This window comes from Rhizobium sp. NZLR8 (genome assembly GCF_019685025.1).
Lineage (GTDB): Bacteria > Pseudomonadota > Alphaproteobacteria > Rhizobiales > Rhizobiaceae > Rhizobium.
Genome location: NZ_JABDVY010000026.1, coordinates 1 through 20943 on the forward strand (window position 1 = coordinate 1; position 20943 = coordinate 20943).

22 protein-coding genes are annotated in these 20943 nt (G+C 61.5%); 12 read left to right on the top strand and 10 right to left on the bottom strand.

Going from position 1 to position 20943, the window contains the following annotated elements:
- The 3 genes from parE to HJB89_RS32390 form a co-directional block, all read left to right on the top strand.
- On the top strand, positions 1-1998 hold a 1998-nt coding region (gene parE, locus HJB89_RS32380; protein WP_221151003.1), incomplete at its 5' end, for a DNA topoisomerase IV subunit B.
- Between the two features lie 189 nt (positions 1999-2187).
- Positions 2188-3342, top strand: coding sequence for an esterase-like activity of phytase family protein (locus HJB89_RS32385; protein WP_207580543.1), 1155 nt, complete (start codon positions 2188-2190; stop codon positions 3340-3342).
- Positions 3343-3457: 115 nt separating this feature from the next.
- Entirely contained in the window at positions 3458-4675 is a 1218-nt protein-coding gene (locus tag HJB89_RS32390; RefSeq protein WP_207580544.1) for an AI-2E family transporter, read from the top strand.
- A 17-nt stretch (positions 4676-4692) separates the two neighbouring features.
- On the opposite strand, the gene HJB89_RS32395 is transcribed toward HJB89_RS32390, so the two are convergent.
- Positions 4693-5151, bottom strand: coding sequence for a GNAT family N-acetyltransferase (locus HJB89_RS32395; RefSeq protein WP_207580545.1), 459 nt, complete (start codon positions 5149-5151; stop codon positions 4693-4695).
- Between the two features lie 129 nt (positions 5152-5280).
- Between HJB89_RS32395 and HJB89_RS32400 the strand changes: the two genes are divergently transcribed.
- Positions 5281-5691, top strand: coding sequence for a hypothetical protein (locus HJB89_RS32400; protein WP_207580546.1), 411 nt, complete (start codon positions 5281-5283; stop codon positions 5689-5691).
- A 99-nt stretch (positions 5692-5790) separates the two neighbouring features.
- On the opposite strand, the gene HJB89_RS32405 is transcribed toward HJB89_RS32400, so the two are convergent.
- The 3 genes from HJB89_RS32405 to HJB89_RS32415 form a co-directional block, all read right to left on the bottom strand.
- Positions 5791-6933 carry a DUF2336 domain-containing protein gene (locus HJB89_RS32405; RefSeq protein ID WP_207580547.1) on the bottom strand — a complete coding sequence of 381 codons (1143 nt, stop codon included), beginning with the start codon at positions 6931-6933 and terminating at the stop codon, positions 5791-5793.
- A 107-nt stretch (positions 6934-7040) separates the two neighbouring features.
- On the bottom strand, positions 7041-7652 hold the full coding sequence (locus HJB89_RS32410) for a flavin reductase family protein (protein ID WP_207580548.1): 612 nt from the start codon (positions 7650-7652) through the stop codon (positions 7041-7043).
- Positions 7652-8236: a nitroreductase gene (locus HJB89_RS32415; RefSeq protein ID WP_207580549.1), complete on the bottom strand. Its 585-nt coding sequence runs from the start codon at positions 8234-8236 to the stop codon at positions 7652-7654. Before HJB89_RS32415 ends, HJB89_RS32410 begins: the two co-directional genes overlap by 1 nt.
- A gap of 113 nt (positions 8237-8349) precedes the next feature.
- Here HJB89_RS32415 and HJB89_RS32420 point away from each other — a divergent pair, with 113 nt between their 5' ends.
- Positions 8350-9450 carry a hypothetical protein gene (locus tag HJB89_RS32420; protein ID WP_207580550.1) on the top strand — a complete coding sequence of 367 codons (1101 nt, stop codon included), beginning with the start codon at positions 8350-8352 and terminating at the stop codon, positions 9448-9450.
- A gap of 262 nt (positions 9451-9712) precedes the next feature.
- Here HJB89_RS32420 and thrS read toward each other — a convergent pair whose 3' ends face one another.
- The 4 genes from thrS to HJB89_RS32440 form a co-directional block, all read right to left on the bottom strand.
- Entirely contained in the window at positions 9713-11698 is a 1986-nt protein-coding gene (gene thrS, locus HJB89_RS32425) for a threonine--tRNA ligase (protein WP_207580551.1), read from the bottom strand.
- Between the two features lie 121 nt (positions 11699-11819).
- Positions 11820-12347 (bottom strand): DUF1697 domain-containing protein, encoded by a 528-nt coding sequence (locus HJB89_RS32430; protein WP_207580552.1) that lies wholly within the window; start codon positions 12345-12347, stop codon positions 11820-11822.
- Positions 12344-12757 carry a membrane protein insertion efficiency factor YidD gene (yidD, locus tag HJB89_RS32435; protein WP_221116015.1) on the bottom strand — a complete coding sequence of 138 codons (414 nt, stop codon included), beginning with the start codon at positions 12755-12757 and terminating at the stop codon, positions 12344-12346. Before yidD ends, HJB89_RS32430 begins: the two co-directional genes overlap by 4 nt.
- A 5-nt stretch (positions 12758-12762) precedes the next feature.
- On the bottom strand, positions 12763-13209 hold the full coding sequence (locus tag HJB89_RS32440) for an iron-sulfur cluster assembly scaffold protein (protein ID WP_207580554.1): 447 nt from the start codon (positions 13207-13209) through the stop codon (positions 12763-12765).
- A gap of 310 nt (positions 13210-13519) precedes the next feature.
- Here HJB89_RS32440 and folE point away from each other — a divergent pair, with 310 nt between their 5' ends.
- The 3 genes from folE to HJB89_RS32455 all read left to right on the top strand — a co-directional run bounded on the left by folE (position 13520) and on the right by HJB89_RS32455 (position 15691).
- On the top strand, positions 13520-14134 hold the full coding sequence (gene folE, locus HJB89_RS32445; RefSeq protein WP_221151004.1) for a GTP cyclohydrolase I FolE: 615 nt from the start codon (positions 13520-13522) through the stop codon (positions 14132-14134).
- A 25-nt stretch (positions 14135-14159) separates the two neighbouring features.
- Positions 14160-14612, top strand: a complete 453-nt coding sequence (gene hisI / locus HJB89_RS32450; RefSeq protein ID WP_207580555.1) for a phosphoribosyl-AMP cyclohydrolase — start codon at positions 14160-14162, stop codon at positions 14610-14612.
- 116 nt (positions 14613-14728) lie between these two features.
- Positions 14729-15691, top strand: coding sequence for a patatin-like phospholipase family protein (locus HJB89_RS32455; protein WP_207580556.1), 963 nt, complete (start codon positions 14729-14731; stop codon positions 15689-15691).
- A 44-nt stretch (positions 15692-15735) separates the two neighbouring features.
- Here HJB89_RS32455 and HJB89_RS32460 read toward each other — a convergent pair whose 3' ends face one another.
- Together HJB89_RS32460 and HJB89_RS32465 are read right to left on the bottom strand one after the other, a co-directional pair.
- Complete coding sequence (locus HJB89_RS32460) at positions 15736-16170, bottom strand: CBS domain-containing protein (protein WP_164014594.1); 435 nt, start codon at positions 16168-16170, stop codon at positions 15736-15738.
- Positions 16171-16264: 94 nt separating this feature from the next.
- Complete coding sequence (locus HJB89_RS32465; RefSeq protein WP_207580557.1) at positions 16265-17056, bottom strand: rhomboid family intramembrane serine protease; 792 nt, start codon at positions 17054-17056, stop codon at positions 16265-16267.
- 263 nt (positions 17057-17319) lie between these two features.
- Here HJB89_RS32465 and HJB89_RS32470 point away from each other — a divergent pair, with 263 nt between their 5' ends.
- The 4 genes from HJB89_RS32470 (at position 17320) to HJB89_RS32485 (ending at position 20892) form a co-directional block, all read left to right on the top strand.
- Entirely contained in the window at positions 17320-17964 is a 645-nt protein-coding gene (locus tag HJB89_RS32470; RefSeq protein ID WP_221116016.1) for a PAS domain-containing protein, read from the top strand.
- Positions 17965-18088: 124 nt separating this feature from the next.
- Positions 18089-18700, top strand: a complete 612-nt coding sequence (locus tag HJB89_RS32475) for a PilZ domain-containing protein (protein WP_207580559.1) — start codon at positions 18089-18091, stop codon at positions 18698-18700.
- Positions 18701-18945: 245 nt separating this feature from the next.
- Complete coding sequence (pip, locus tag HJB89_RS32480) at positions 18946-19920, top strand: prolyl aminopeptidase (protein WP_221116017.1); 975 nt, start codon at positions 18946-18948, stop codon at positions 19918-19920.
- Positions 19921-20286: 366 nt separating this feature from the next.
- On the top strand, positions 20287-20892 hold the full coding sequence (locus tag HJB89_RS32485; protein WP_207580560.1) for a transglutaminase-like cysteine peptidase: 606 nt from the start codon (positions 20287-20289) through the stop codon (positions 20890-20892).
- Positions 20893-20943 lie beyond the last annotated feature (51 nt).

Consider the following 20943-nt stretch of genomic DNA (forward strand, 5'->3'; position numbering starts at 1 on the left):
GCCCCACCCGCCGCCGCACCCCCTACTGCCGGAGCATCAGCCCGGCCGGCGCCCGCTGCGTCGAATTCGGACGAATACGGCGCCTCGTCGATCCGCGTCCTCGAAGGCCTCGAGCCGGTGCGCATGCGCCCGGGCATGTATATCGGCGGCACCGATGAAAAGGCGCTGCATCACCTTTTTGCCGAAGTCATCGACAACGCGATGGACGAGGCGGTCGCCGGACACGCCAATTTCATCGAGGTCTATCTTGACCTCGAAGGTTATCTCACCGTCTCCGACAACGGCCGCGGCATCCCGGTCGAGAACCATCCGCAGGTACCGGGCAAGTCGACGCTCGAAGTCATCATGACCAAACTGCATGCCGGCGGCAAATTCGACGGCAAGGCCTACGAGACCTCGGGCGGTCTACACGGTGTTGGCGTCTCGGTCGTCAACGCCCTTTCCGACGACCTCGAAGTCGAGGTGGCCCGCAACCGCAAGCTCTACCGCCAGCGCTTTTCCCGCGGCCTGCCGCAGGGTGGCCTCGAAGAGTTGGGCGACGTCCACAATCGCCGCGGTACCCGCGTGCGCTTCCATCCCGACCCCCAGATCTTTGGCGATCATATGAAGTTCGATGCCGCCCGCGTCTTCCGCATGGCGCGCTCGAAGGCCTACCTATTCGGCGGCGTCGAGATCCGCTGGAGCTGCGAGGCGGGCGTTTTGCCTGAAGGGTCCGAGGTCCCTGACAAGGCCGTCTTCCACTTCCCCGGCGGCCTGAAGGACTATCTCCAGGCGACGATGGGCAAGGAATTCACCGTCACCCGCGAGATCTTTGCCGGCAAGACGGAGAAGGTGAGCGGCCACGGCTCGATGGAATGGGCGATCACCTGGTACGGCGGAGATCCGCAGGTTCATTCCTATTGCAATACCATTCCGACGCCCGATGGTGGCACGCACGAGGCGGGCCTGCGCATCGCGCTGACCAAGGGCCTCAAGGCCTATGCCGAGCTGACGCAGAACAAGCGCGCCGCCCAGATCACCACCGATGACGTGATGATCTCGGCCGTCGGCATGCTGTCGGTCTTCATCCGCGAGCCGGAATTCGTCGGCCAGACCAAGGACAAGCTCGCGACCGTCGAGGCTCAGCGCATCGTCGAGAACGCGCTTCGCGATCCCTTCGACCATTACCTTGCCGATAATCCGAACGAGTCGGCCAAGCTGCTCGACTGGGTGATCGAGCGCGCCGAGGAGCGCCTGCGCCGCCGCAAGGAAAAAGAAGTCAACCGCAAGACCGCGGTGCGCAAGCTGCGCCTGCCCGGCAAGCTCGCCGACTGCTCGCAGAATACTGCCGAGGGTGCCGAACTCTTCATCGTCGAAGGTGACTCGGCAGGCGGTTCGGCCAAGCAGGCGCGCAACCGCGCCAACCAGGCAATTCTGCCGTTGCGCGGCAAGATCCTCAACGTTGCCAGCGCCGGCCGCGAAAAACTCGGCGCCAACCAGCAGCTCGCCGATCTCATCCAGGCGCTCGGCTGCGGCACGCGCTCGAAATACCGCGACGAAGACCTGCGTTACGAGCGCATCATCGTCATGACCGATGCCGACGTCGACGGCGCCCATATCGCCTCGCTGCTCATCACCTTCTTTTATCAGGAGATGCCGGAGCTGGTGCGCGGTGGCCACCTCTTCCTCGCCGTGCCGCCGCTCTACAAGATCACCCAGGGGTCGAAATCCGCCTATGCCCGCGACGACAACCATCGCGCCGAGCTGATGCAGACGGAATTCAAGGGTAAGGCCAAGGTCGAGATCAGCCGCTTCAAAGGTCTCGGCGAGATGATGGCCTCCCAGCTCAAGGAAACCACGATGGATCCGTCCAAGCGCACCTTGCTGAAGGTCATGATCGACGAGGTGGATTTCGAGGGCACCCGCAGCGCCGTCGACGATCTGATGGGCACCAAGCCGGAAGCCCGCTTCCGATTCATCCAGGATCGCGCCGCCTTCGCCGAAAACCTCGATATTTAAAACATATGCGAGCGGGATAGACGTGGGTTCGGCGCGGCCTGCATTTTAGCATCTGCGATTTCACGGAACTGACGAAGAACCGTAACAAGGCCTTCAAACAACCGGCGCATGAAGCGGTCGGCGCGCCTTCCCCTCTGGGGAGCAGCTGCGCCGGTTCGAACCGTTTCAACCCCCTGCCGGATCTTTGCCATGACCAAGCGTTTTCTCGCGGCTGCCGCTTTCATTCTTCTTTCCAGCACCGTCATCGCCAGCGCCACAGATATCCGCGCCACTGAGATCGGCGCCACCTTCGAGACCGCCTGTCCCTTCGGCGATTGCGCCGCCGGCATTTCGCTCTCCTATCTCGGTGAATTCGTGATCCCCACAGGTCACATGGAAAACGGCGTCGAATTCGGCGGCATTTCCGGCCTCGATTTCGATGCCGTCACCGGCCACTATCTCGCCATCAGCGACGACCGCTCCGAACGGGCGCCGGCCCGCTTTTATGAACTCGACGTCGATGTCGGCGCGTCCGGTCTCAAGGGTGTATCGGTCGTCAGCCAAGTGACGTTGAAGGACAAGAACGGCGAGCCCTTCGCCGCCAGGACCGTCGACCCAGAGTCGATCCGTCTCGGCAAGGACGGCATCTATTGGGGCAGCGAAGGCGACGGCAAGGCGCTGCTGCCACCCTTCGTCCGCGTGACAGCACTGGACGGCTCATTCGTGCGCGAATTCAAGCTGCCGCAGGGCTTTGCTCCCACAGCCGACAAGTCGACCGGCATCCGCGACAATCTCGCCTTCGAGGATCTCGCCGTCGCGCCCTCCGGCGATGTCTTCGTCGGTGTCGAAGCCGCGCTCTATCAGGATGGCCCCAACCCCTCGCTGACGTCGGGCAGCCTGTCGCGTATCATCCGCTACGACGGCGCGAGCGGCGAGCCGAAGGCCGAGTATGTCTACCCGGTCTCACCGATCCCGCAGGCCGCCACCAAGGCCGATGGCGGCAATGACAATGGTATGTCTGAAATGCTTGCGCTCGACGACCATCGCCTGCTCGCCGTCGAGCGCAGTTATGCCCAGGGCTACGGCAACACCATCAAGATCATGATGATGGATCTGGCCGACGCCACGGATGTTTCCGCCATCGCTTCGCTCGCCAAAAACGACCAGCGCGTCGTCCCGGCCCGCAAGAGCCAGGTCCTAGATTTGAGAGCGATCGGGCTCGTCCCCGACAATATCGAGGCGATGTCGCTGGGAAAGGCCAAAGACGGCACCGACGTTCTCATTCTCGGTTCCGACAACAATTTCTCGACCGGCCAGAAGACGCAATTCTACGCCTTCAAGGTTGTCAGGCGTCCGCAGCAGTAAGACGCTCGGTCTGGCGGCCGATTGGCGACGCTTTGTATACGCTTTCACGGTGCGGACCTTGAAACCGCCGGGTTGATGGCCCATAACCAGAGTACAAGAAAAAGAAGAGGCGCGCGTGGGTGTGTTCGACCGTCAGAAAAGCAATCATGAACCGCGATGGCTCGGGTCGTCGGCACCGACACGCACGCCGCTGATTCCCTCCATTTCGGCTGCGCGCTGGCTGCTTGTTCTGATCGTCGCGGCCGGTGTCTACTTCTTCTACGGCTTCCTCGTACCGGTGCTGGCGTCGCTGGTCATCGGCTTCGCCAGCTGGCCGCTCTACCGCAAGCTTCTTGCCCGCGTCGGCGGCAATACGACGATCGCCGCGACCATAGCCATCATCATGATCATCACTTTCCTGGTCATCCCGATCGGCCTTGCCGTCACCTATACGACGGGTGAAGTGCGCACCTGGGTTGCCTGGGCAATCCACGCCAACCGCGCCGGCGCCCCGACACCGGCCTGGATCGTCGCGCTGCCGTGGGCAGGCACCTCTCTCGATGAAGTCTGGACCAAATATATCGGCAGCCCCGGCGCCCTGGGCGAGGTTATCCAGGCGGTCAGCGGAGCCAATATCGGCAATATCTACCGTGCCGTGCTTGCGGCCGGCGGTGGCGCCTTCCATCTCCTGCTGACGCTGCTCTTCATGCTGATCGCGCTGTTCTTTGTCTATCGCGACGGTTTTTCATTTTCCAAGCAGATCGACATGCTCGGCGAACGCATCCTGCCTAACCGCTGGGAGCGCATTTCCCGTGTCGTGCCGGCGACAATCAGCTCGACCGTCATGGGTATGACGCTGATTGCGATCGGCGAAGGCATCGTGCTCGGCCTGGCCTACTGGATAGCCGGCGTACCGTCGCCGGTGACACTCGGCGTGCTGACTGGCGTGATGGCGCTGATCCCGGGCGGTGCGCCGCTATCCTTCACGCTGGTCTCAATCTATCTGCTGGCAAGCGGCTCGCATGTGGCCGGCATCGGTCTCTTTGTCTGGGGAACCGTCGAGCTCTTCATTGTGGACAAGACGCTGCGGCCGAAGCTCGTCGGCGGCCCGATCAAGCTGCCCTTCCTGCCGACCTTTTTCGGCCTCGTCGGCGGCGTCAAGACGATGGGTTTCCTCGGCCTCTTCATCGGCCCGGTGCTGATGGCGTTGATCGTCGCCATCTGGCGCGAATGGATCCACGAGGCCCGCAACGCCGACAAGAGCGAGACGGGACCGCAGGTTCTCATCGACGAACAGGCCCCGCCGGCAATCCCCGAATCGCCGAAGACGATCCCCCGTATTGCCGAAGGCTGAACCGCCTTAGCAGACCGTCATCCCAGCCGCTTTTCCATGAACAGGCTGAGCGGGTCCGGCAGATAGCTGCCGAAAGGCTCGATGTCCCGGTATCCGTATTTGCGGTAGAGAGCGATCGCCTCGGGCTGGTAGATGCCGGTTTCGAGCCGGATCGCCGATAGCCGCTTTTCCCTAGCGATCGCTTCGAGCGCGTTCATCAGGCCGCTGGCGACCCGCAGCCCCCTCGCCTCTGGATCGACGAACATGCGCTTGATCTCGGCCGTGCCGTCGCCGGCCTCGACCAGCGCGCAGCAGCCGACGATCGCATCGCCGTTGCGCGCGACCAGGAATCTCACCGACGGCTTCTCCAGCAAGGAGAGGTCGACCAGATGGTTGCTCTCTGGGGGATAGAGCGATTGCGCATAGGCATCGGACAGATCGAGAAGGCGGATGACGCCGTCCTGACGCGGTGGCTCCAGGGCGATGGTGACGGACATGCTGCCTCTTTCTGTTGGCGCAGGGCAAGATTTTTCCGGAGATGACCAAGAGTTAATGCTCCTGCCTTCATTCGGTTGGAATTGCGCCCTCTAAGACGATGGCATGCTCAATAGCCACGGAGGCAAAATATGCAAGCGGTGCTGATCGCGATGACCATTCTCGGTTGCGACGATTCCATCAGCCAGTGCAGCTATGTCGCGACGGTCGACAAACGCTGGGAGACGGTTGCCGCCTGCGATGCCGAAGCCGAACGCCGGTTGAAAACCTATGCCAATGTCAGCTATCCCTCGGTGATCGCAGTCTGCGAAGCGCCCAAAGCAGTCGCTGCCGCCGAACCGCCGAAACCGGCGCCCGTAACGCCGGCCGCACCCGAAGCGGCCGAACAGCACCCGCAGGGACTGCGTGGTTTTGCCGACGACATTGCCGGACAGGTCCGCGACCATCTGCCCTCCGGCAGAAGCGTCAAGGACACGCTCGCCAAACCGGTGCATTTCGTCTCCGCCAGCTATTCTTGGGTCGTCACGCGGCTGGCCGATTAATGCATGTCGCCCGGAAGTGTGCAGCGGTTCTGGGACAGCGACATGCATAAAAACAAAGGGCTAAAGCGCGTCGCATGAATCAAATTTGATGCGACGCGCTTAGGCGGCCGCAAGCGCCGCATAGACGCGGGCAGATTGCCGCTGTTCGATGACATGCAGCTTTTCCACCATGTCGAGCAGCTCGCCGACCGCGCCGTGCGCGTCGTGATGGCGGAATTTTTCGAGAAGACGGCCGCAGACATTGCCGAGCACGCTGCCCGGCGCTTTTCTTGCTGCGTCACGCCACAGCATTGTGGCTTCGACGAAGATCACGCTGATGTCCCTGGACAGGCCAGCGGACTCGTAGAGCGCGCGCACGGCATGCATGCGCCCGGTTGCCAGGATCGAGCGCACCCGGCGCTCGCCGCAACCCGTCAGCTCGACGACCGCTCCCGCAAAGAAATCCACCTTGCCGGCGCAGAGCGCGTGCATCAGGAAGGACGGCGTCAGCCGGCCGTTGAGGCGCAGATGCTCGACGAGATCGGGTATCTCGCGCGGCGCGATGTCGCCGGCGATCGACACGATGGCAGCCTCCGTCGCCTCGCGGCTGATGCGTTGGAGCCGCTGCAGGCCGATCGCCGCCTGTGCGAGCGGTAGCCCGACCAGCGCATTGCTGACATGCTGGGTAAGCAACTGCCGGGCATCGGCGGGAAGATCGCTGCGGTCGAGAAGCAGATTGCGAATGTCGCAGCAGTCGCCAAGCCGTTCGGCGATGCGTTTCAGCGATTGGCTGGAGATCGCCGCACCGTCGTTCTCGAGCAGGCAGAGCAGCTCCTCCTCGTCGCCGACCTCCGCAAGCGCTGCGCAAACCGGGCGCGTCACATGCGCCCTCACCGCGATCAGCATGCGGGTGGCGCCATTGCCGCGCGCGGCGAGATCGACGAGATCGGCATCGCTCAACAGCGGCGAACAGGTCACCGCATGGCAGGCAACCTCAGGCTGGTCTTCGGCAAGCGAAAGAATCAGGCTGCGTGGCGCATCGGGCGACCAGGCGATCGCCTCGGCAAGTGCCAACCGCACGCGCGGCGACGGATCGTCGAGCAGAAAGGTCATCGCCATTTCGGCTGCCGCCCGCTCCTCCACCGTCATCTTGGACTGAAGATAGGCTCGCCCGAGCGCGTTTGCTGCCCGGGCCCGGTCACCGGTCTTGGCCGTTTCGATCCAACGAAGGAAAGCCTCTATGATCACACGACGCCCCAGCACTTGAACGCGATTCCCTCGCGTTTCATTCAATGCTGCGACCGTAGCGACAAAAGGTTTAAGATTGGTTCACCATATTTCTTAAGTCTTTGTAGGCCTTGCGTCTGGATCTAAACCTTCGGCAGATGCGGCCGGAACATTTCGAAGACCTCGCTGGCTTCGCTGTAGTCCATATAACCCAAACGCGCGACGGGGCGGGCGAGCGACATGTCGAGGCGGCCATCCCTGACGATCGCCTCGTCGATGCGGATGCCGACCACTTCACCGAAGATGAAGACGTTTTCGGACGGTTCGCCCGACAGCGTCTTCGGTTCGATGATCTCGGTCACCTTGCATTCGAGCACTGCGAAAGCCTCGCCGACATACGGCGCGTCGATGAGTTCGGCCGGCTTCGGCGTCAGGCAGGCGAAATCGAATTCGCTGTCGCCGTAGGGCAGCGCCGCCGAGGAAAGGTTCATCTTCTCGGTGAGATTTCGGCTGACGAAATTGCAGGTGAAGACACCGGTCTCGGCCGCATTGCGCTGGCTGTCCTTGCGCCCGCTGGAGGAAAACATCACCAGCTTCGGCCGGTCGGAAACCGCATTGAAGAAGGAATAGGGCGCGAGATTGATCGAGCCGTCCCTGCCCTTGCTGCCGATCCAGCCGATCGGCCGCGGCGACACGATCGCCTTGAAGGGATCATGCGCCAGCCCATGCCGGTTGCTGTCGGTGGTGTAAAACATCAGTCCTCTCCGCCGACCCAGGTCACCGTATCGGCAAGTTCCGGCCGCGGCCGCTCGATCGCCGGAAATGTCGTCGAGCCGATATGGATGAAACCCGCCACCTTTTCATCCGGGCCGACGCCGAGCAGCGGATAGGCGCGCTCGTCATAGGCAAACCACTCGGTCAGCCAGTTGGCAACGTAACCGCTGGCATTGGCGGCGAGGATGAGGTTGAAGCAGAGCGCGCCGGCTGACATCAGCTGCTCCCATTCCGGGATCTTGATGTGCGGCCCCGCCTTGCTGACGACGGCAACGACCACTGGCGCGCGGGTGAAACGGGCGCGCTCGACCTGGATCATCTCTTCGGAAAGCTCGGGCTTCATTGCGAGTGCCAGCTTTAGAAGCTCCTCGCCGAGACGCACACGCTGGTCCCCGCGATAGACGATGAAACGCCATGGCGCGATCTTGCCGTGATCGGGAACACGCGAGGCAAGACGCAGGATTTCTTCGATCTCGGCCTTCTCCGGACCTGGTTCGCACATCTGGAAAGCGGGGATGGAGCGGCGCACGGCGAGGTAGTCGATCAGCTTGATATCGGATTTCATGCGGGAGAAACTTCCATTTTTATGCTGCTGCAAAGGGTGGGTCTTGAATTTGCCATCGCGTTGGTCTTGAAGTGGCCTTTGCGATTTCAGAAGTCAATCGGTTCACGAAACAGATGTTTGGCATTTCGCCTCTTGCACGCATCGGCCTTGCCATTGCCCTGATGATACTGACGCCGCTCGGCGCCGGCGCTCAGGATGCCTTCAAGGAATTCAAGCAGCTTGAATCGACGCCGAAGATGCCGAAGCTCGATGCCTTCATCGCGCCCGGCACGGCGCCCGAAGGGGTCAAGCTGCGCAACGTTGCGATGGAAGCCAAGCTGACGGCGGACGGCACGCCGGTCGAGGAAGGCCTCTCCTGGTACGTCTTCAGCCCGATCGCCGGAACTGACGGCAAGCTGCCGCTGATCGCCAGCGCCAAGGGCGGACCCGCCGCCTTCCAGCTCGCTCCCGGCGATTATTTCGTCAACGTTTCCTTCGGCCGTGCCGGCGTTACCAAGAAACTGACCGTGCCCGCTGATGGCGAGGTAGACAAGCAGGTGATGGTGCTCGATGCCGGCGGCCTGCTGCTCAATGCCGTCTCCGGCACCGATGCCCGCATCCGCCCCGATCAGTTGAGCTTCTCGATCTATTCCTCGGAAGTGCGCGACGACGGCGAGCGCGGCCTCGTCATGGCCGATGTCTCGCCAAACACCGTCGTCCGCCTGAATGCCGGCACCTATCACATCGTCTCCGAATATGGCAGCGTCAACGCCGTCATCCGCGCCGACATCCAGGTCGAAGCCGGCAAGCTGACCGAGGCGACGATCCAGCATCGTGCCGCGCAGGTCACCTTCAAGCTGGTCTCGGATGCCGGCGGTGAGGCGATCGCCGATACGGCATGGTCGATCCTGACGGCGGCCGGCGACAGCGTCGGCGAAAGCGTCAGCGCCTTCCCGACCATGGTGCTCGCCGAAGGCGGATATTCCGCCGTCGCCCGCAACAAGGACAAGATCTACCAGCGCGATTTCACCATCGTCGCCGGCAGGAACACCGATGTCGAGGTTCTGATGAAGGACCAGCAGCCACAGCCGCCGGTGAACGATGCGGCCCGCACGGTGCAGCAAGTGCCTGTGGGAACGCCGCCGCCACCAGGTGTCCAGCCGGCGCCGGTGGCACCACTCCCTTCCTACGAACAGCTCGCACCGCAAGGCGGCGACGACACAAGCCTCGATTGATTGTGTCGCGAGCGGTTTTCGCCTCAGCCGAGATGTTTGGGTCCGGCCCGTTTAGGCGGCGCCACTGGCAAGACTGGCTCGTGACCGCGCCCGACCGTGCCGATCAAAGGCGTTCCAGGCGCGCGTTCCATCATTGGCATGGAGAATTCTTTGAAGCGCATTGCAGCGTGGTTATTGGCTGCATGATCGTGGCGGCAACATCGCAGCCCTTGATCAGCTTCCGACAGCGCCGAAGTCCGGCGCTGTCGGATAGACGCGTTTTTTAGGCCGCCTTGGCTTTCTTTGCTTCGGCCTTGCGACGGATGTCGGGCGGCGTCGCTTCCAAGGCAAGGCTCTCGACGGCGACATCGAGCTCCATCGAAACCTGGTCCTGGCTGCCGAGGCGGCGGATGTTGACCGTGCGCTCCTCGGCTTCCTTCCGGCCGCAGACGATGATGACAGGCACCTTGGTGACCGAGTGTTCGCGGACCTTGTAGTTGATCTTCTCATTGCGGAAATCGGTCTCGACGTTGAGACCGGCCTCGCGCAGCGCCTCGGCCACTTCAAGCCCGTAGGTGTCGGCTTCCGAAGTGATCGTCGCGACCACCACCTGGAGCGGCGATACCCAAAGCGGCATGTGGCCGGCGAAGTTCTCGATCAGGATGCCGAGGAAGCGCTCCATCGAGCCGCAGATGGCGCGATGGATCATCACCGGCTGCGTCTTTTCGGAGTTGCTGTCGATGTAGAAGGCACCGAAGCGTTCCGGCAGGTTGAAGTCGACCTGCGTCGTGCCGCATTGCCATTCGCGGCCGATCGCATCCTTCAGCGTATATTCGAACTTCGGCCCGTAGAAGGCGCCCTCGCCCGGCAAGATGCCGGTCTTGATGTTGTTCGACTGCTGCTGGATCGTCTCCAACACATTCATCATCACGCTTTCGGCGCGGTCCCAGAGATCGTCGGAACCGACGCGCTTGTCCGGCCGGGTCGAGAGCTTGATGGTGACCTCGTCGAAGCCGAAATCCTTGTAGACCGAGAGGATCAGATCGTTGATCTTCAGGCATTCGGCAGCCATCTGCTCATCGGTGCAGAAGATGTGCGCATCGTCCTGCGTGAAGCCACGCACGCGCATCAGCCCGTGCAGCGCCCCCGACGGCTCGTAGCGATGGACATTGCCGAATTCGGCAAGCCGGATCGGCAGCTCGCGGTAGGATTTCAGCCCATGTTTGAAGATCTGGATATGGCCGGGGCAGTTCATCGGCTTCAGCGCGAAAACCCGGTCGTCGTCGGTGTCGTCACCGGCAACCGTCACCTTGAACATGTTGTCGCGGTACCAGCCCCAGTGACCGGAGGTCTCCCACAGCGACTTGTCGAGCACCTGCGGCGCGTTGACTTCCTGATAGTCACCGGCTAGCCGGCGGCGCATATAGGCGACCAGCGTCTGGAAGACGCGCCAACCCTTGCCGTGCCAGAAGACGACGCCCGGGCCCTCTTCCTGGAAATGGAAGAGATCCATCTCGCGGCCGAGGCGGCGGTGATCGCGCTTCTCGGCTTCGGCAAGCATATGCAGATAATTGTCGAGTTCCGACTGCTCGGCGAAGGCCGTGCCGTAGATGCGGCTCAGCATCGGGTTGTTGCTGTCGCCGCGCCAGTAGGCGCCGGCGACCTTCAAGAGCTTGAAGGCGCTGCCGATCTGGCCGGTCGAGGCCATATGCGGGCCGCGGCAGAGATCGAACCAGTCGCCCTGGTAATAGATCTTCAGATCCTGCCCTGCCGGGATGGCGTCGACGAGTTCGACCTTGTACTGCTCACCCTTGTCGGCGAAGACCTGTTTGGCCTTCTCGCGCGACCAGACCTGCTTGGTGAAGGGGGCGTTGCGGGCGATGATCTCCTTCATCTTCTTTTCGATCTTCGGCAGATCGTCGAGCGTGAAGGGCTCGTTCTTGGCAAAGTCGTAGTAGAATCCGTTTTCGATGACCGGGCCGATCGTCACCTGAGTGCCGGGCCAGAGCTCCTGCACCGCTTCGGCCATGACGTGCGCCGCGTCGTGGCGGATAAGTTCCAGGGCGCGGTCGTCGTTGCGGGTGATGATCTCGATCCGGCCCGTCGTCACGGGATCGGAAAGGTCGCGCACGGTGCCGTCGATCGCAATGGCGACCGCCTTCTTGGCAAGCGACTTGGAAATGGATTCGGCGACATCCCGGCCGGTTGCGCCAGCATCGTAGCTGCGCACGGAACCATCGGGAAATGTCAGGGAAATAGCTTGGGACATCGATATTCTCCTTGTCCAGTCCCGCCAACGAATGCGGGTGGTTGCAACGGCAGCGCCTCCGTCTTTGGATGCGCTCCCGCCTGATAATCAGATTTCTCTCGTGAGTAAAGAAGAAGCCGGCCTACATGATCATCTCGGCAAGGCCGCACACGGTGTTCCAGTTACGCATCGTCCCGACGCCTATCCGCTTGTTCGTCAGGGCCGAAAGCAGCTTGGATTGGCTGGGTTTGCCGGCAAAATCGATCCAAAGATCGCCGCCGACGACGGCGATGCGCTGTCCCTCCGTCATCAGCGGTTTCAGCGCCTCCACCTTCTTCGGATCGACCGGCAGTCGCATCACCCGGACGATGACCTGGTCGGCGTTGCCATCCTTGAAGGGATTGGTGCTGCAAAGCGCCATCCAGCTGCAGTCGTTGCGCACGACGATATCGACGTGTTTGCCGAACTTTTCTTCAAAGCCCTCTTCCAAGGTCACCTCGAGTTCGTGCGGCCGCATATCGTCGGCTTCGAAAACCAGATTGCCAGTGGAAACCAGCGTGCGCGGTTCGCGATAACCGAGCTCTTCGGCCAGTGCGCGCAAATCCTGCATGATAACGCGGCGATCGGGCGTCAGGACAATGCTGTGCAGAAGGGCGATGAAGGTACTCATGGCGCCCACCCTTTCTTGCGTCCGAGGGAGAGATACCGCCACGGCGTCCACCAGCGGAACTGATCGCCGAGCACTTCAGGCACCTGGTCGAGGCCGCTGGTGCCACCCGGGCCGCAGCGGCCGACCCGAAACAACGTCATCCAGCCGCCAGCCCACAGGCCGTGGCGGGCGATCGACTCATAGCCGTATTCGGAGCAGGTGGGGATATGGCGGCAGGAATTGCCGACAAAGCTGGAAAGCGTCAGCTGGTAGAGGCGGATAAAACCCATCCCGAGCAGGCGGTCGGGAGTCTTGCGGAACGGACCGGTATAATTGCGGGATGTGTGTGCGGCCTTTTCACGCGGTTTTTCAGGTCCGGCGGCACCGCCGTCATCCTCATCGCTTGCCTGCAGGGCGCAGAACTCGCACATCTCCGTTACGCCTCGACAAACTCAGCCCGTTTCGCCTCGATCTGCCCGATCGCATCGACGACCGCATCGAAGGTCAGCATCGTCGAGGCATGGCGGGCCTTGTAGTCCCGCACCGGCAGCAGATAGCGCATGTCTTCGAACCGTCCCTCGGGCCCCGCTCCATCCGCCTTCAACATGGCAAGCATGTCCTGGCGTGCCTGGCGCAATTCGCCCGATGTGGCGCCGACGACATGGCGGGCCATGATCGAGGACGAGGCCTGGCCGAGCGCGCAGGCCTTCACGTCATGGGCAAAACCGGTCACGGTATCGCCGTCCATCTTCAGCCAGATTCGCACCTTCGAGCCGCAAAGTTTCGAATAGGCCTGGGCGCTCGCATCGGCCTCCGCCAACGTGCCGGTCAACGGAATATTGCCGGCGAATTCGAGGATCTTGCTGTTGTAGATGTCGTCCATGTCGGATTTCCGCTCCAAAATCACTGCGGATCGGCCTCAATAAGGGCTGTTATTGTTATTGAAACAAAAAACACACCGTGTCATCTGAGGATACTTACATACGATGGCCGTCTTCCTATATGTATGTCGTTCGAAGGCCATGAAAATGCAATGGCCTCGTGTAAGTTTGATTGGGAAACCGTGCCGGACGGGCGTTGAATGCGCCTTGAAAGCCCCGGAGCCTGCCAAAGGTGCATGAATTCCCGCATGGGATTGACCAGTGGCGATTCCGACAGATGGGTCCGCGGTGCGGACCAGGAGACCATTGTTCATGGACGCCATCGTAAAAAACTTTCCGCAGACCAACCGCGACTCCGATCGCCCCTCTCAGCAGGAGGCAGAGGAAGCCATTCGTGTGCTGCTGCGCTGGGCCGGTGACAACCCGACCCGCGAAGGCCTGCTCGAAACGCCGGCCCGTGTCGTCAAATCGTACCGCGAGCTTTTTTCCGGCTACGACATGGCGCCGGAAGACGTGCTCGGCCGCACCTTCGAAGAGGTCGCCGGGTACGACGACATGGTCCTCGTCAAGGACATTCCGTTCTTCTCGCATTGCGAACACCACATGGTGCCGATCATCGGCAAGGCCCACGTCGCCTACATGCCGGACGGGCGTGTGCTCGGCCTGTCGAAGATCGCCCGCGTGGTCGAGATTTATGGCCGCCGCCTGCAGACGCAGGAAACGATGACCGCGCAGATCGCCCGGGCCATCGACGATACGCTTAATCCGCGCGGTGTCGCGGTATTGATCGAGGCCGAACATATGTGCATGGCGATGCGCGGCGTTCAGAAGCAGGGCTCGACCACGTTGACGACGACGTTTACGGGTACGTTCAAGACCGAGCCGGCCGATCAGGCCCGTTTCATGACCATGGTGCGGAGCCGCTGATACCGGCTCCCTCAGGAGGGCCGCGATGAGTCAAATGATCTTCAATCAACCATCCGAGGACAAGTCGGCGTTGGAAGACGCCGGCGATTTCACGCCGCGTTTCGATGACCGCGGCCTGATCACCGCGATCGTCACCGACGCTGGCGACGGCGAGTTGCTGATGGTGGCGCACATGAACGCCCAGGCGCTGGCGCTGACCATCCAGACCGGCACGGCTCATTATTTCAGCCGTTCGCGGGGCAAGATCTGGAAGAAGGGTGAAACCTCGGGCAATCTCCAGACGGTGAAGGAAATTCGCACCGATTGCGATCAGGACGCCATCTGGCTGAAAGTCGAGGTCGCCGGCCACGACGCCACCTGTCACACCGGCCGCCGCTCCTGCTTCTATCGGACGATTACGCTTCAAGACGGAAAGCCAATGCTGGATATCGTCGACGACGAGCGTCATTTCGATCCGCAGGACGTTTACGGGAAATAAGCCGAACGCGCCGGCATTTGCTCCTTATTGCGCCAGAAACCGCTTCTATATACCATTTGGAAACTGATCGGGCACACTATCGGGACCCAAAGTGTTCTGCTGGGAGGGAGAGCGCCATGCTGAGCTGGAATTTGCATCGTCAAAGCTCTGAAGGCGAAGGTTCCGGTACCGCCATATCCACCACGATCGAGGTGATCCCGCCTCCAGCACCCATCAAGAAAATCAAGATCGCGCTGGCGCTCGGCGGTGGTGCTGCCCGCGGCTGGGCCCATATCGGCGTGCTGCGCGCCCTCGACGAGGCAAAAATCGAGATCGGCATGATTGCCGGCACCTCGATCGGCGCGCTGGTCGGCGGCTGCTATCTCGCCGGCAAACTCGATGAACTCGAAAGTTTCGCCCGCTCGCTGACGATGCGCCGGATCGCAAGCCTCCTCGATCTCACCATCGGCGGCAGCGGCCTGTTCGGTGGCATGCGGCTGACCAAGCGTATGCAGGAACATCTGGAAGGCTTGAACGTCGAGGATCTCGACCGGCCGTTCGTCGCCGTCGCCGCCGAGGTCAATACTGGTCACGAGGTCTGGATCGCCAATGGTTTGCTGATTACCGCGTTGCGCGCCTCCTATGCCCTGCCCGGCATTTTCGAGCCCGTGCGCAGCAATCACCGCACGCTGGTCGACGGCGCGCTGGTCAACCCCGTCCCCGTCTCCGTCTGCCGCGCCTACGAGCAGCCGCTGGTCGTCGCAGTCAATCTCAATTACGATCTCTATGGCCGCTCGGCCGTCGTCCGGCACAACGCCAGCCTTTCGCCGCAGGAAGTGCAGAAGCAGGAAGAGGCGCCCTATGCCCGTCTCGGCATGACCGGCGTCATGGTGCAGGCATTCAACATCATCCAGGATAGGATCGCCCGCGCCCGCCTTGCCGGCGACCCGCCGGATATTTCGCTGCAGCCGCGTCTGAGCTACATCGGCCTTTCGGAATTCCACCGGGCCGGCGAGGCGATCGAACGCGGCTACGAGGAAGCCAGGGCAAGACTCCCCGAAATCAAACGCATGCAGGAAGTTTACGCCACCTCCCCCTGATGGATATCGTCCGAAAGCCCGTAGCGCTTGAGGCCGGCAAGACCTCAGCCGGCGATATAGGCCTTGATCTCCTCGGCCTCGCGCTCAACTTCGGCGATGCGAGATTTTACCACGTCACCAATCGAGATGATGCCGGCAAGCTTGCCGTTGCTTTCCACCGGCACATGCCGGAAGCGGCGGCTGGTCATCAGCTCCATCAGCTCGTTGACGGTCGTCTCCTCATGGCAGCGGTAGACCTTCGCAGTCATGACCTGGGCAAGCGACTGGTCGAGCCCGTCCTTGCCGTGTTTGGCGATCGCATGCACGAGGTCACGCTCGGTGAACATGCCGGAAATCCGGTTTTCCATGCCGACGACGACGATAGCGCCGATCTTCTTCTTGCTGAGGATGGCGGCCGCCTCGGCGACGGTGGTGTTCGGCCCGGCGGTGACGACGTCCCTGCCTTTCAGGTCGAGGATTGCTTTGACTGAACTGGTCATTCGAACCTCCTATGTCCGTGAAACACTTGTCACAGGCATCCGCGGCGGTTTCTCCCCCCATCGCGGATAATAGGTCGATGGTGCACCGCCCGGCTCAGGATTGCAACAGATCCTTCTCTGTTCCCGCAGCTTCCATCCCCGGTGGGCGCGGCGCCCGGTCGAACAGCGAAAACAACAGGAAGCCGAAGACGAAGCCGCCGATATGCGCGTCCCAGGCAATCGCCTGATCACTATCGCCGACGAGCGGGATGCCGACGGCGATCAGGGCGTTGCCGACCAGCCAGAGCAGCATGAAAATGACGACCGTGCGGCTCTGCAGCGCCTCGACGATGGAAAGCCGGGCATTGAGATGCGCAGGCAGCATCGGCCGACGTTCGGCCGGAAAGGCGAATCGGCAGGCGGCGCCCATCAACCCGGAAATGACGCCCGACGCGCCGATCAGCAGCGTCACATCTCCCCAGTTCAGGACCGCATGCAAGGCCGCCGATGCGACGGCCGAAAAAAGCCAGAAAAGCACAAAACGCAGCGTTCCGATGCGGCGCACGACCGGCGCGCCGAAGGCCATCAGCCAGAAGGCGTTGAAGACGATATGCTGGACGCTGCCGTGCAGCAGTGAATAGGTGACCGGCGTCCAGAACAGCTCCAGCCCTTGCTGCGACAGTGGAATCACATAGCGGGCGGGAACGAAGCCGAAGGTGAAGAATAGCCAACTCAGCGCATCGTCTGAAAGCACGAGCTCCTGCACCGCATAGATGACAACAAGCAGACAAAGGCTGAAGAACAGCGCCGGCGGAAGGTTGAAGACCGGCACGCGCGGCGGCTTTGCCAGCGGCTGGACCTCGGGAGGTTCGGGCGCCTTATGCGGCTCGGCCGTCTGCTCATTCATTTCAATATCGCCTCGTTGAGGCCACAGCCATACAGGACCACCTGTCAAAAAAAAAGCCGTCCGAAGTGCCGGACGGCATACCGGGAGTTCAAGGAAAGACCTCGGCCCGGGCAGGTTGTGCTGAACTTCGAAAGTCGAAGCGATGACCGGACAGTGTCACGACGGGCACAGCATCTCAACCGAAACCGTTTCTTAACCTTAACCGCCGCGGTTTGGCATGAAATCCGCAAGGTAGAGCCTGTCGGGGCAATGATTGCCCGAAAATGATCCGGAATGGGACAGGTTGGTGTAAAATGCGTGTGCAAACGACCATCGAGATTTTTGACTACTGGAACCGTATCCGCGGCGCTGCCGATGCGCCGCTGAAACAGCAGGTCGAACCCTCCGCCGTACCCCATCTGCTCCAAAGCCTGTTTATTCTCGAGACGCGCGAGGGAGGTGACATCGGCTTCCGGCTCGCCGGCACCCGCATCTGCGATCTGTTTGGGCGGGATCTGCGTGGTGAACGTTTCGCCTCGCTCTGGGCAAACGGCCAGCACGCCGACATCGAACGCACGGCAATGGGTGTGATGGACCATACCATGCCAGCCCTGTTCAATGCGACGGGCTACAGCACCGTCGGTCATCAGGCCTCCTTCGAGATCATCATGATGCCACTGCGCTCGCCGGGCGGCGCCTGCGATCGGCTACTCGGCGGGATCGCACCCACGGCGGCTGCGAGCTGGCTGGAGATCGTGCCGCTGGAATTCCTGGCGCTCGACCGCAGCCGACTGCTGCCCGGAAAATTCGGCACGGCCACACCAGCTGAACAACGCCCCATCAACGAAATCGTTGCCGGCAAAAGCCTCGGCTTCGGGCAGGTCATGCGCCGCATGGTGTCGCAGCTGCTGAGTGCGGAGGCGCACTGACCGTTTCGTTTCAGGACATAGCGGATACTCGTTTTCCGCTATGTCCGAATGAGGCCAAACAACCTTCTGTTAAGGGATTGCGGGTAAAGATCAGTCTCTGCGATTTTGATGAAGAAGCCATTTGATGCACTCGTTCCAGCCAGCTCAGACGCAAAGACCTGCGCCGCGCCCTGAACAGGGCGTTTTTCAGCGCGTGCCCATCAATATGCAGGGCCGGCTGATGCTTGCGAATTACGAGGAGTTCGAATGCATAGTGATCGACATGTCGCCTGGCGATATGTACGTCACCTGCCTCGGTCGGCCACGCACCAACGAACGTGTCGTCGCCTATATTGACCATCTCGGCCGCGTCGAAGGTTATGTCCAGACGCTCGATGGCCGCGGCTTCACCATGTCGATCAATGCCACCGAGCGGAAGCGCGAGAAGCTCGCCGCCCAGCTCACCTGGCTTGCCAACAAGCACGAACTCGGCCTGCCGGAAGACCGTCGCCATGACCGCCTGACGCCACGCGACACGAATACCGAGCTGACGCTCGAAGACGGCACACGTTATACCTGCCGCATCATGGACCTTTCGCTGTCGGGCGCTGCCGTCGACGTCGAGATGCGCCCGTCGATTGGAACGGCTGTGCGGCTCGGCAACATGCGCGGTCGCGTCGTCCGCCATTTCGTCGAAGGTGTGGCGATCGAATTCCTGTCGATCCAGTCCCGCGACACGCTGCGCGAATTCCTCTAACAGACCGCGACGTTGCCGCCGCTCTTCGTGGTGGGTGCAATGTCCTGACGGACTCCGCTGAAGATGATGGGAGGTCCGGGCCGCACCCGGTCAGGTCGTGTTGAAACGCCTGGGCTTCACCGCAACAGATCTGCAAGCGGAGACCAATCTGGCTTTGGAAAGCAAGCAGAACATCCTGTCGCAAGTGGTTCCAACCTATCTTCTAGTAAAGGTTATGAGTGGAACAACCTGCGACAGGCAGAACGATGGCAGCTCTCTATCCGAAAATCGAACCCAATGATTATGGCCTGCTCGACACGGGCGACGGCAATCTGATCTATTGGGAGACCTGCGGCAGTCCCGCGGGCCGGCCGGCGCTGGTGCTGCATGGCGGGCCGGGCTCCGGCTGTTCGACGGCGGCGCGGCGCCATTTCGATCCCGATGCCTACCGAATCATTTTGTTCGATCAGCGCAATTGCGGCCGCAGCCTGCCGAGCGCTGCCGATCCCGAAACCGATCTCTCCCTCAACACCACCTGGCATAGTGTTGCCGATATCGAACGGCTGCGGGTCTTCTTCGGCATCGACACCTGGCTCGTTTTCGGCAATTCCTGGGGAGCGACGCTGGCTCTCGCCTATGCCGAAACCCATCCGCAGCGCGTCTCGGCGGTCGTCCTCGCAGGTGTGACCACCACAAGGCGCTCGGAAATCGACTGGCTCTATCGCGGCATGGCGCCGCTTTTCCCGGAAGAATGGCACCGTTTTCGCCAGGCGGCTTGCTCAGGCAGCCAGGGGCAAGATCAGGACATGGTTGCCGCCTATCATCATCTGCTCAACCATCCCAACTCCGAGACGCGCGTGAAAGCGGCGCGCGACTGGCATGACTGGGAAGCGGCTTCCATCCTGCTCGCCGATCCTGAAGGCCTGCCGCGCCGCTGGGCCGATCCGGCCTATATGCTGACGCGTGCCCGCATCATCACCCACTATTTTACCAATGGCGCCTGGCTGGAGGACGGCCAGCTTTTGAACAACGTTGAACGGCTGACAGGCATTCCAGCGATCCTGCTGCAGGGACGGTTCGATATCGAGGCCCCGCTGGTGACCGCCTGGGAACTGGCCCGCGCCTGGCCGCAAAGCGAGCTGCAGATTCTTCCGCATGCTGCCCATTCCACCGCAAATCCCGCGATGAGCGCCGCGATCGTCGCCGCCACCGATCGATTTCGCCATCTCCATCAAAAATAATTTTTCCGCCGGAATCTGAAATCCGAGCGACAGTCTGCTTTCGAGCGGGTCGAATCGGCCGATTCCGCCGGCATTGCCGACCGGCTGCGCGCCGCAGGACCGCAATCTGCCTTTACCCGGCTCAACGAAAATCCTTAACGCCAGGACGGCAATGCAAGCTTTTCGCGGGTGAAAAGCCTTGTTGCAGGAATTATAATTTTAATCGATTTCGAGACAAATGCGCGTCGAATTTTAGGCGCATTCGAGATTGTTTTTAGTCAAGTTTTCTTGGCATTTGAATCAACTAAGCATTTAATTCTATTACGCAATTTTCCGTGAGATAAAAACGTCCGTGTCATTGTCGCCTCAACTTACGGGGAGACGGCAATGACAACTGCAAACATCCTGAAAGGCGGTCTTCTGGCCGGTGCCCTCATGATGGCAATGGCGGGTTCGGGACAGGCGATGCCCGCCAGCATGGCCCTGGCGGGCAATGCCAGCCCGCCGATCGGGCACTATGAATTCTGCAAGGCGAATCCGACGGAATGTGCCTTTGCCGGCGGCGATGCCGGGCCGACCATCCTCACCGAGGATCGCTGGAAAGAAATTCTCAAGGTCAATTACACCGTCAATTCGACGATCCAGCCGGAGACGGATGAACAGATTTACGGCGTCGAAGAACGCTGGGCCTATCCGACAACTGTCGGCGACTGTGAGGATTATGCCCTGCTGAAGCGCAAGATGCTGATCGAAGACGGCTTCTCGCCATCCGACACGCTGATCACCGTCGTGCTGCAGCCGAACGGCGAAGGCCATGCCGTGCTGACGGTCCGCACCGATCACGGCGACTTCATCCTCGACAACATGCGCAACAAGGTGCTGCTGTGGTCGGATACCGAATACACCTACCTGAAGCGCCAGTCCGCCGACGATCCGGCCCGCTGGTCGAAGCTCCAGGACGGCCGCACTGTCGCGGTTGGTAGCGTCAAGTAAGAATAGTCTGCGCCCGGTCAGTCCCCGCATCCCGTCCCGACCGGCGCCCAA

Bases quoted from the DNA above. Each gene is read 5' to 3' on its own strand.
- HJB89_RS32440 (WP_207580554.1), bottom strand. From the start codon at position 13,209: ATGGACGACATCTACAACAGCAAGATCCTCGAATTCGCCGGCAATATT.
- HJB89_RS32410 (WP_207580548.1), bottom strand. From the start codon at position 7,652: ATGTTTTACACCACCGACAGCAACCGGCATGGGCTGGCGCATGATCCC.
- folE (WP_221151004.1), top strand. From the start codon at position 13,520: ATGGACGCCATCGTAAAAAACTTTCCGCAGACCAACCGCGACTCCGAT.
- HJB89_RS32460 (WP_164014594.1), bottom strand. From the start codon at position 16,170: ATGACCAGTTCAGTCAAAGCAATCCTCGACCTGAAAGGCAGGGACGTC.
- hisI (WP_207580555.1), top strand. From the start codon at position 14,160: ATGAGTCAAATGATCTTCAATCAACCATCCGAGGACAAGTCGGCGTTG.
- HJB89_RS32385 (WP_207580543.1), top strand. From the start codon at position 2,188: ATGACCAAGCGTTTTCTCGCGGCTGCCGCTTTCATTCTTCTTTCCAGC.
- yidD (WP_221116015.1), bottom strand. From the start codon at position 12,757: ATGTGCGAGTTCTGCGCCCTGCAGGCAAGCGATGAGGATGACGGCGGT.
- thrS (WP_207580551.1), bottom strand. From the start codon at position 11,698: ATGTCCCAAGCTATTTCCCTGACATTTCCCGATGGTTCCGTGCGCAGC.
- HJB89_RS32400 (WP_207580546.1), top strand. From the start codon at position 5,281: ATGCAAGCGGTGCTGATCGCGATGACCATTCTCGGTTGCGACGATTCC.
- HJB89_RS32485 (WP_207580560.1), top strand. From the start codon at position 20,287: ATGACAACTGCAAACATCCTGAAAGGCGGTCTTCTGGCCGGTGCCCTC.
- HJB89_RS32470 (WP_221116016.1), top strand. From the start codon at position 17,320: ATGATCCGGAATGGGACAGGTTGGTGTAAAATGCGTGTGCAAACGACC.
- HJB89_RS32465 (WP_207580557.1), bottom strand. From the start codon at position 17,056: ATGAATGAGCAGACGGCCGAGCCGCATAAGGCGCCCGAACCTCCCGAG.
- HJB89_RS32455 (WP_207580556.1), top strand. From the start codon at position 14,729: ATGCTGAGCTGGAATTTGCATCGTCAAAGCTCTGAAGGCGAAGGTTCC.
- HJB89_RS32475 (WP_207580559.1), top strand. From the start codon at position 18,089: ATGCACTCGTTCCAGCCAGCTCAGACGCAAAGACCTGCGCCGCGCCCT.
- HJB89_RS32430 (WP_207580552.1), bottom strand. From the start codon at position 12,347: ATGAGTACCTTCATCGCCCTTCTGCACAGCATTGTCCTGACGCCCGAT.
- HJB89_RS32395 (WP_207580545.1), bottom strand. From the start codon at position 5,151: ATGTCCGTCACCATCGCCCTGGAGCCACCGCGTCAGGACGGCGTCATC.
- HJB89_RS32415 (WP_207580549.1), bottom strand. From the start codon at position 8,236: ATGAAATCCGATATCAAGCTGATCGACTACCTCGCCGTGCGCCGCTCC.
- pip (WP_221116017.1), top strand. From the start codon at position 18,946: ATGGCAGCTCTCTATCCGAAAATCGAACCCAATGATTATGGCCTGCTC.
- HJB89_RS32420 (WP_207580550.1), top strand. From the start codon at position 8,350: ATGTTTGGCATTTCGCCTCTTGCACGCATCGGCCTTGCCATTGCCCTG.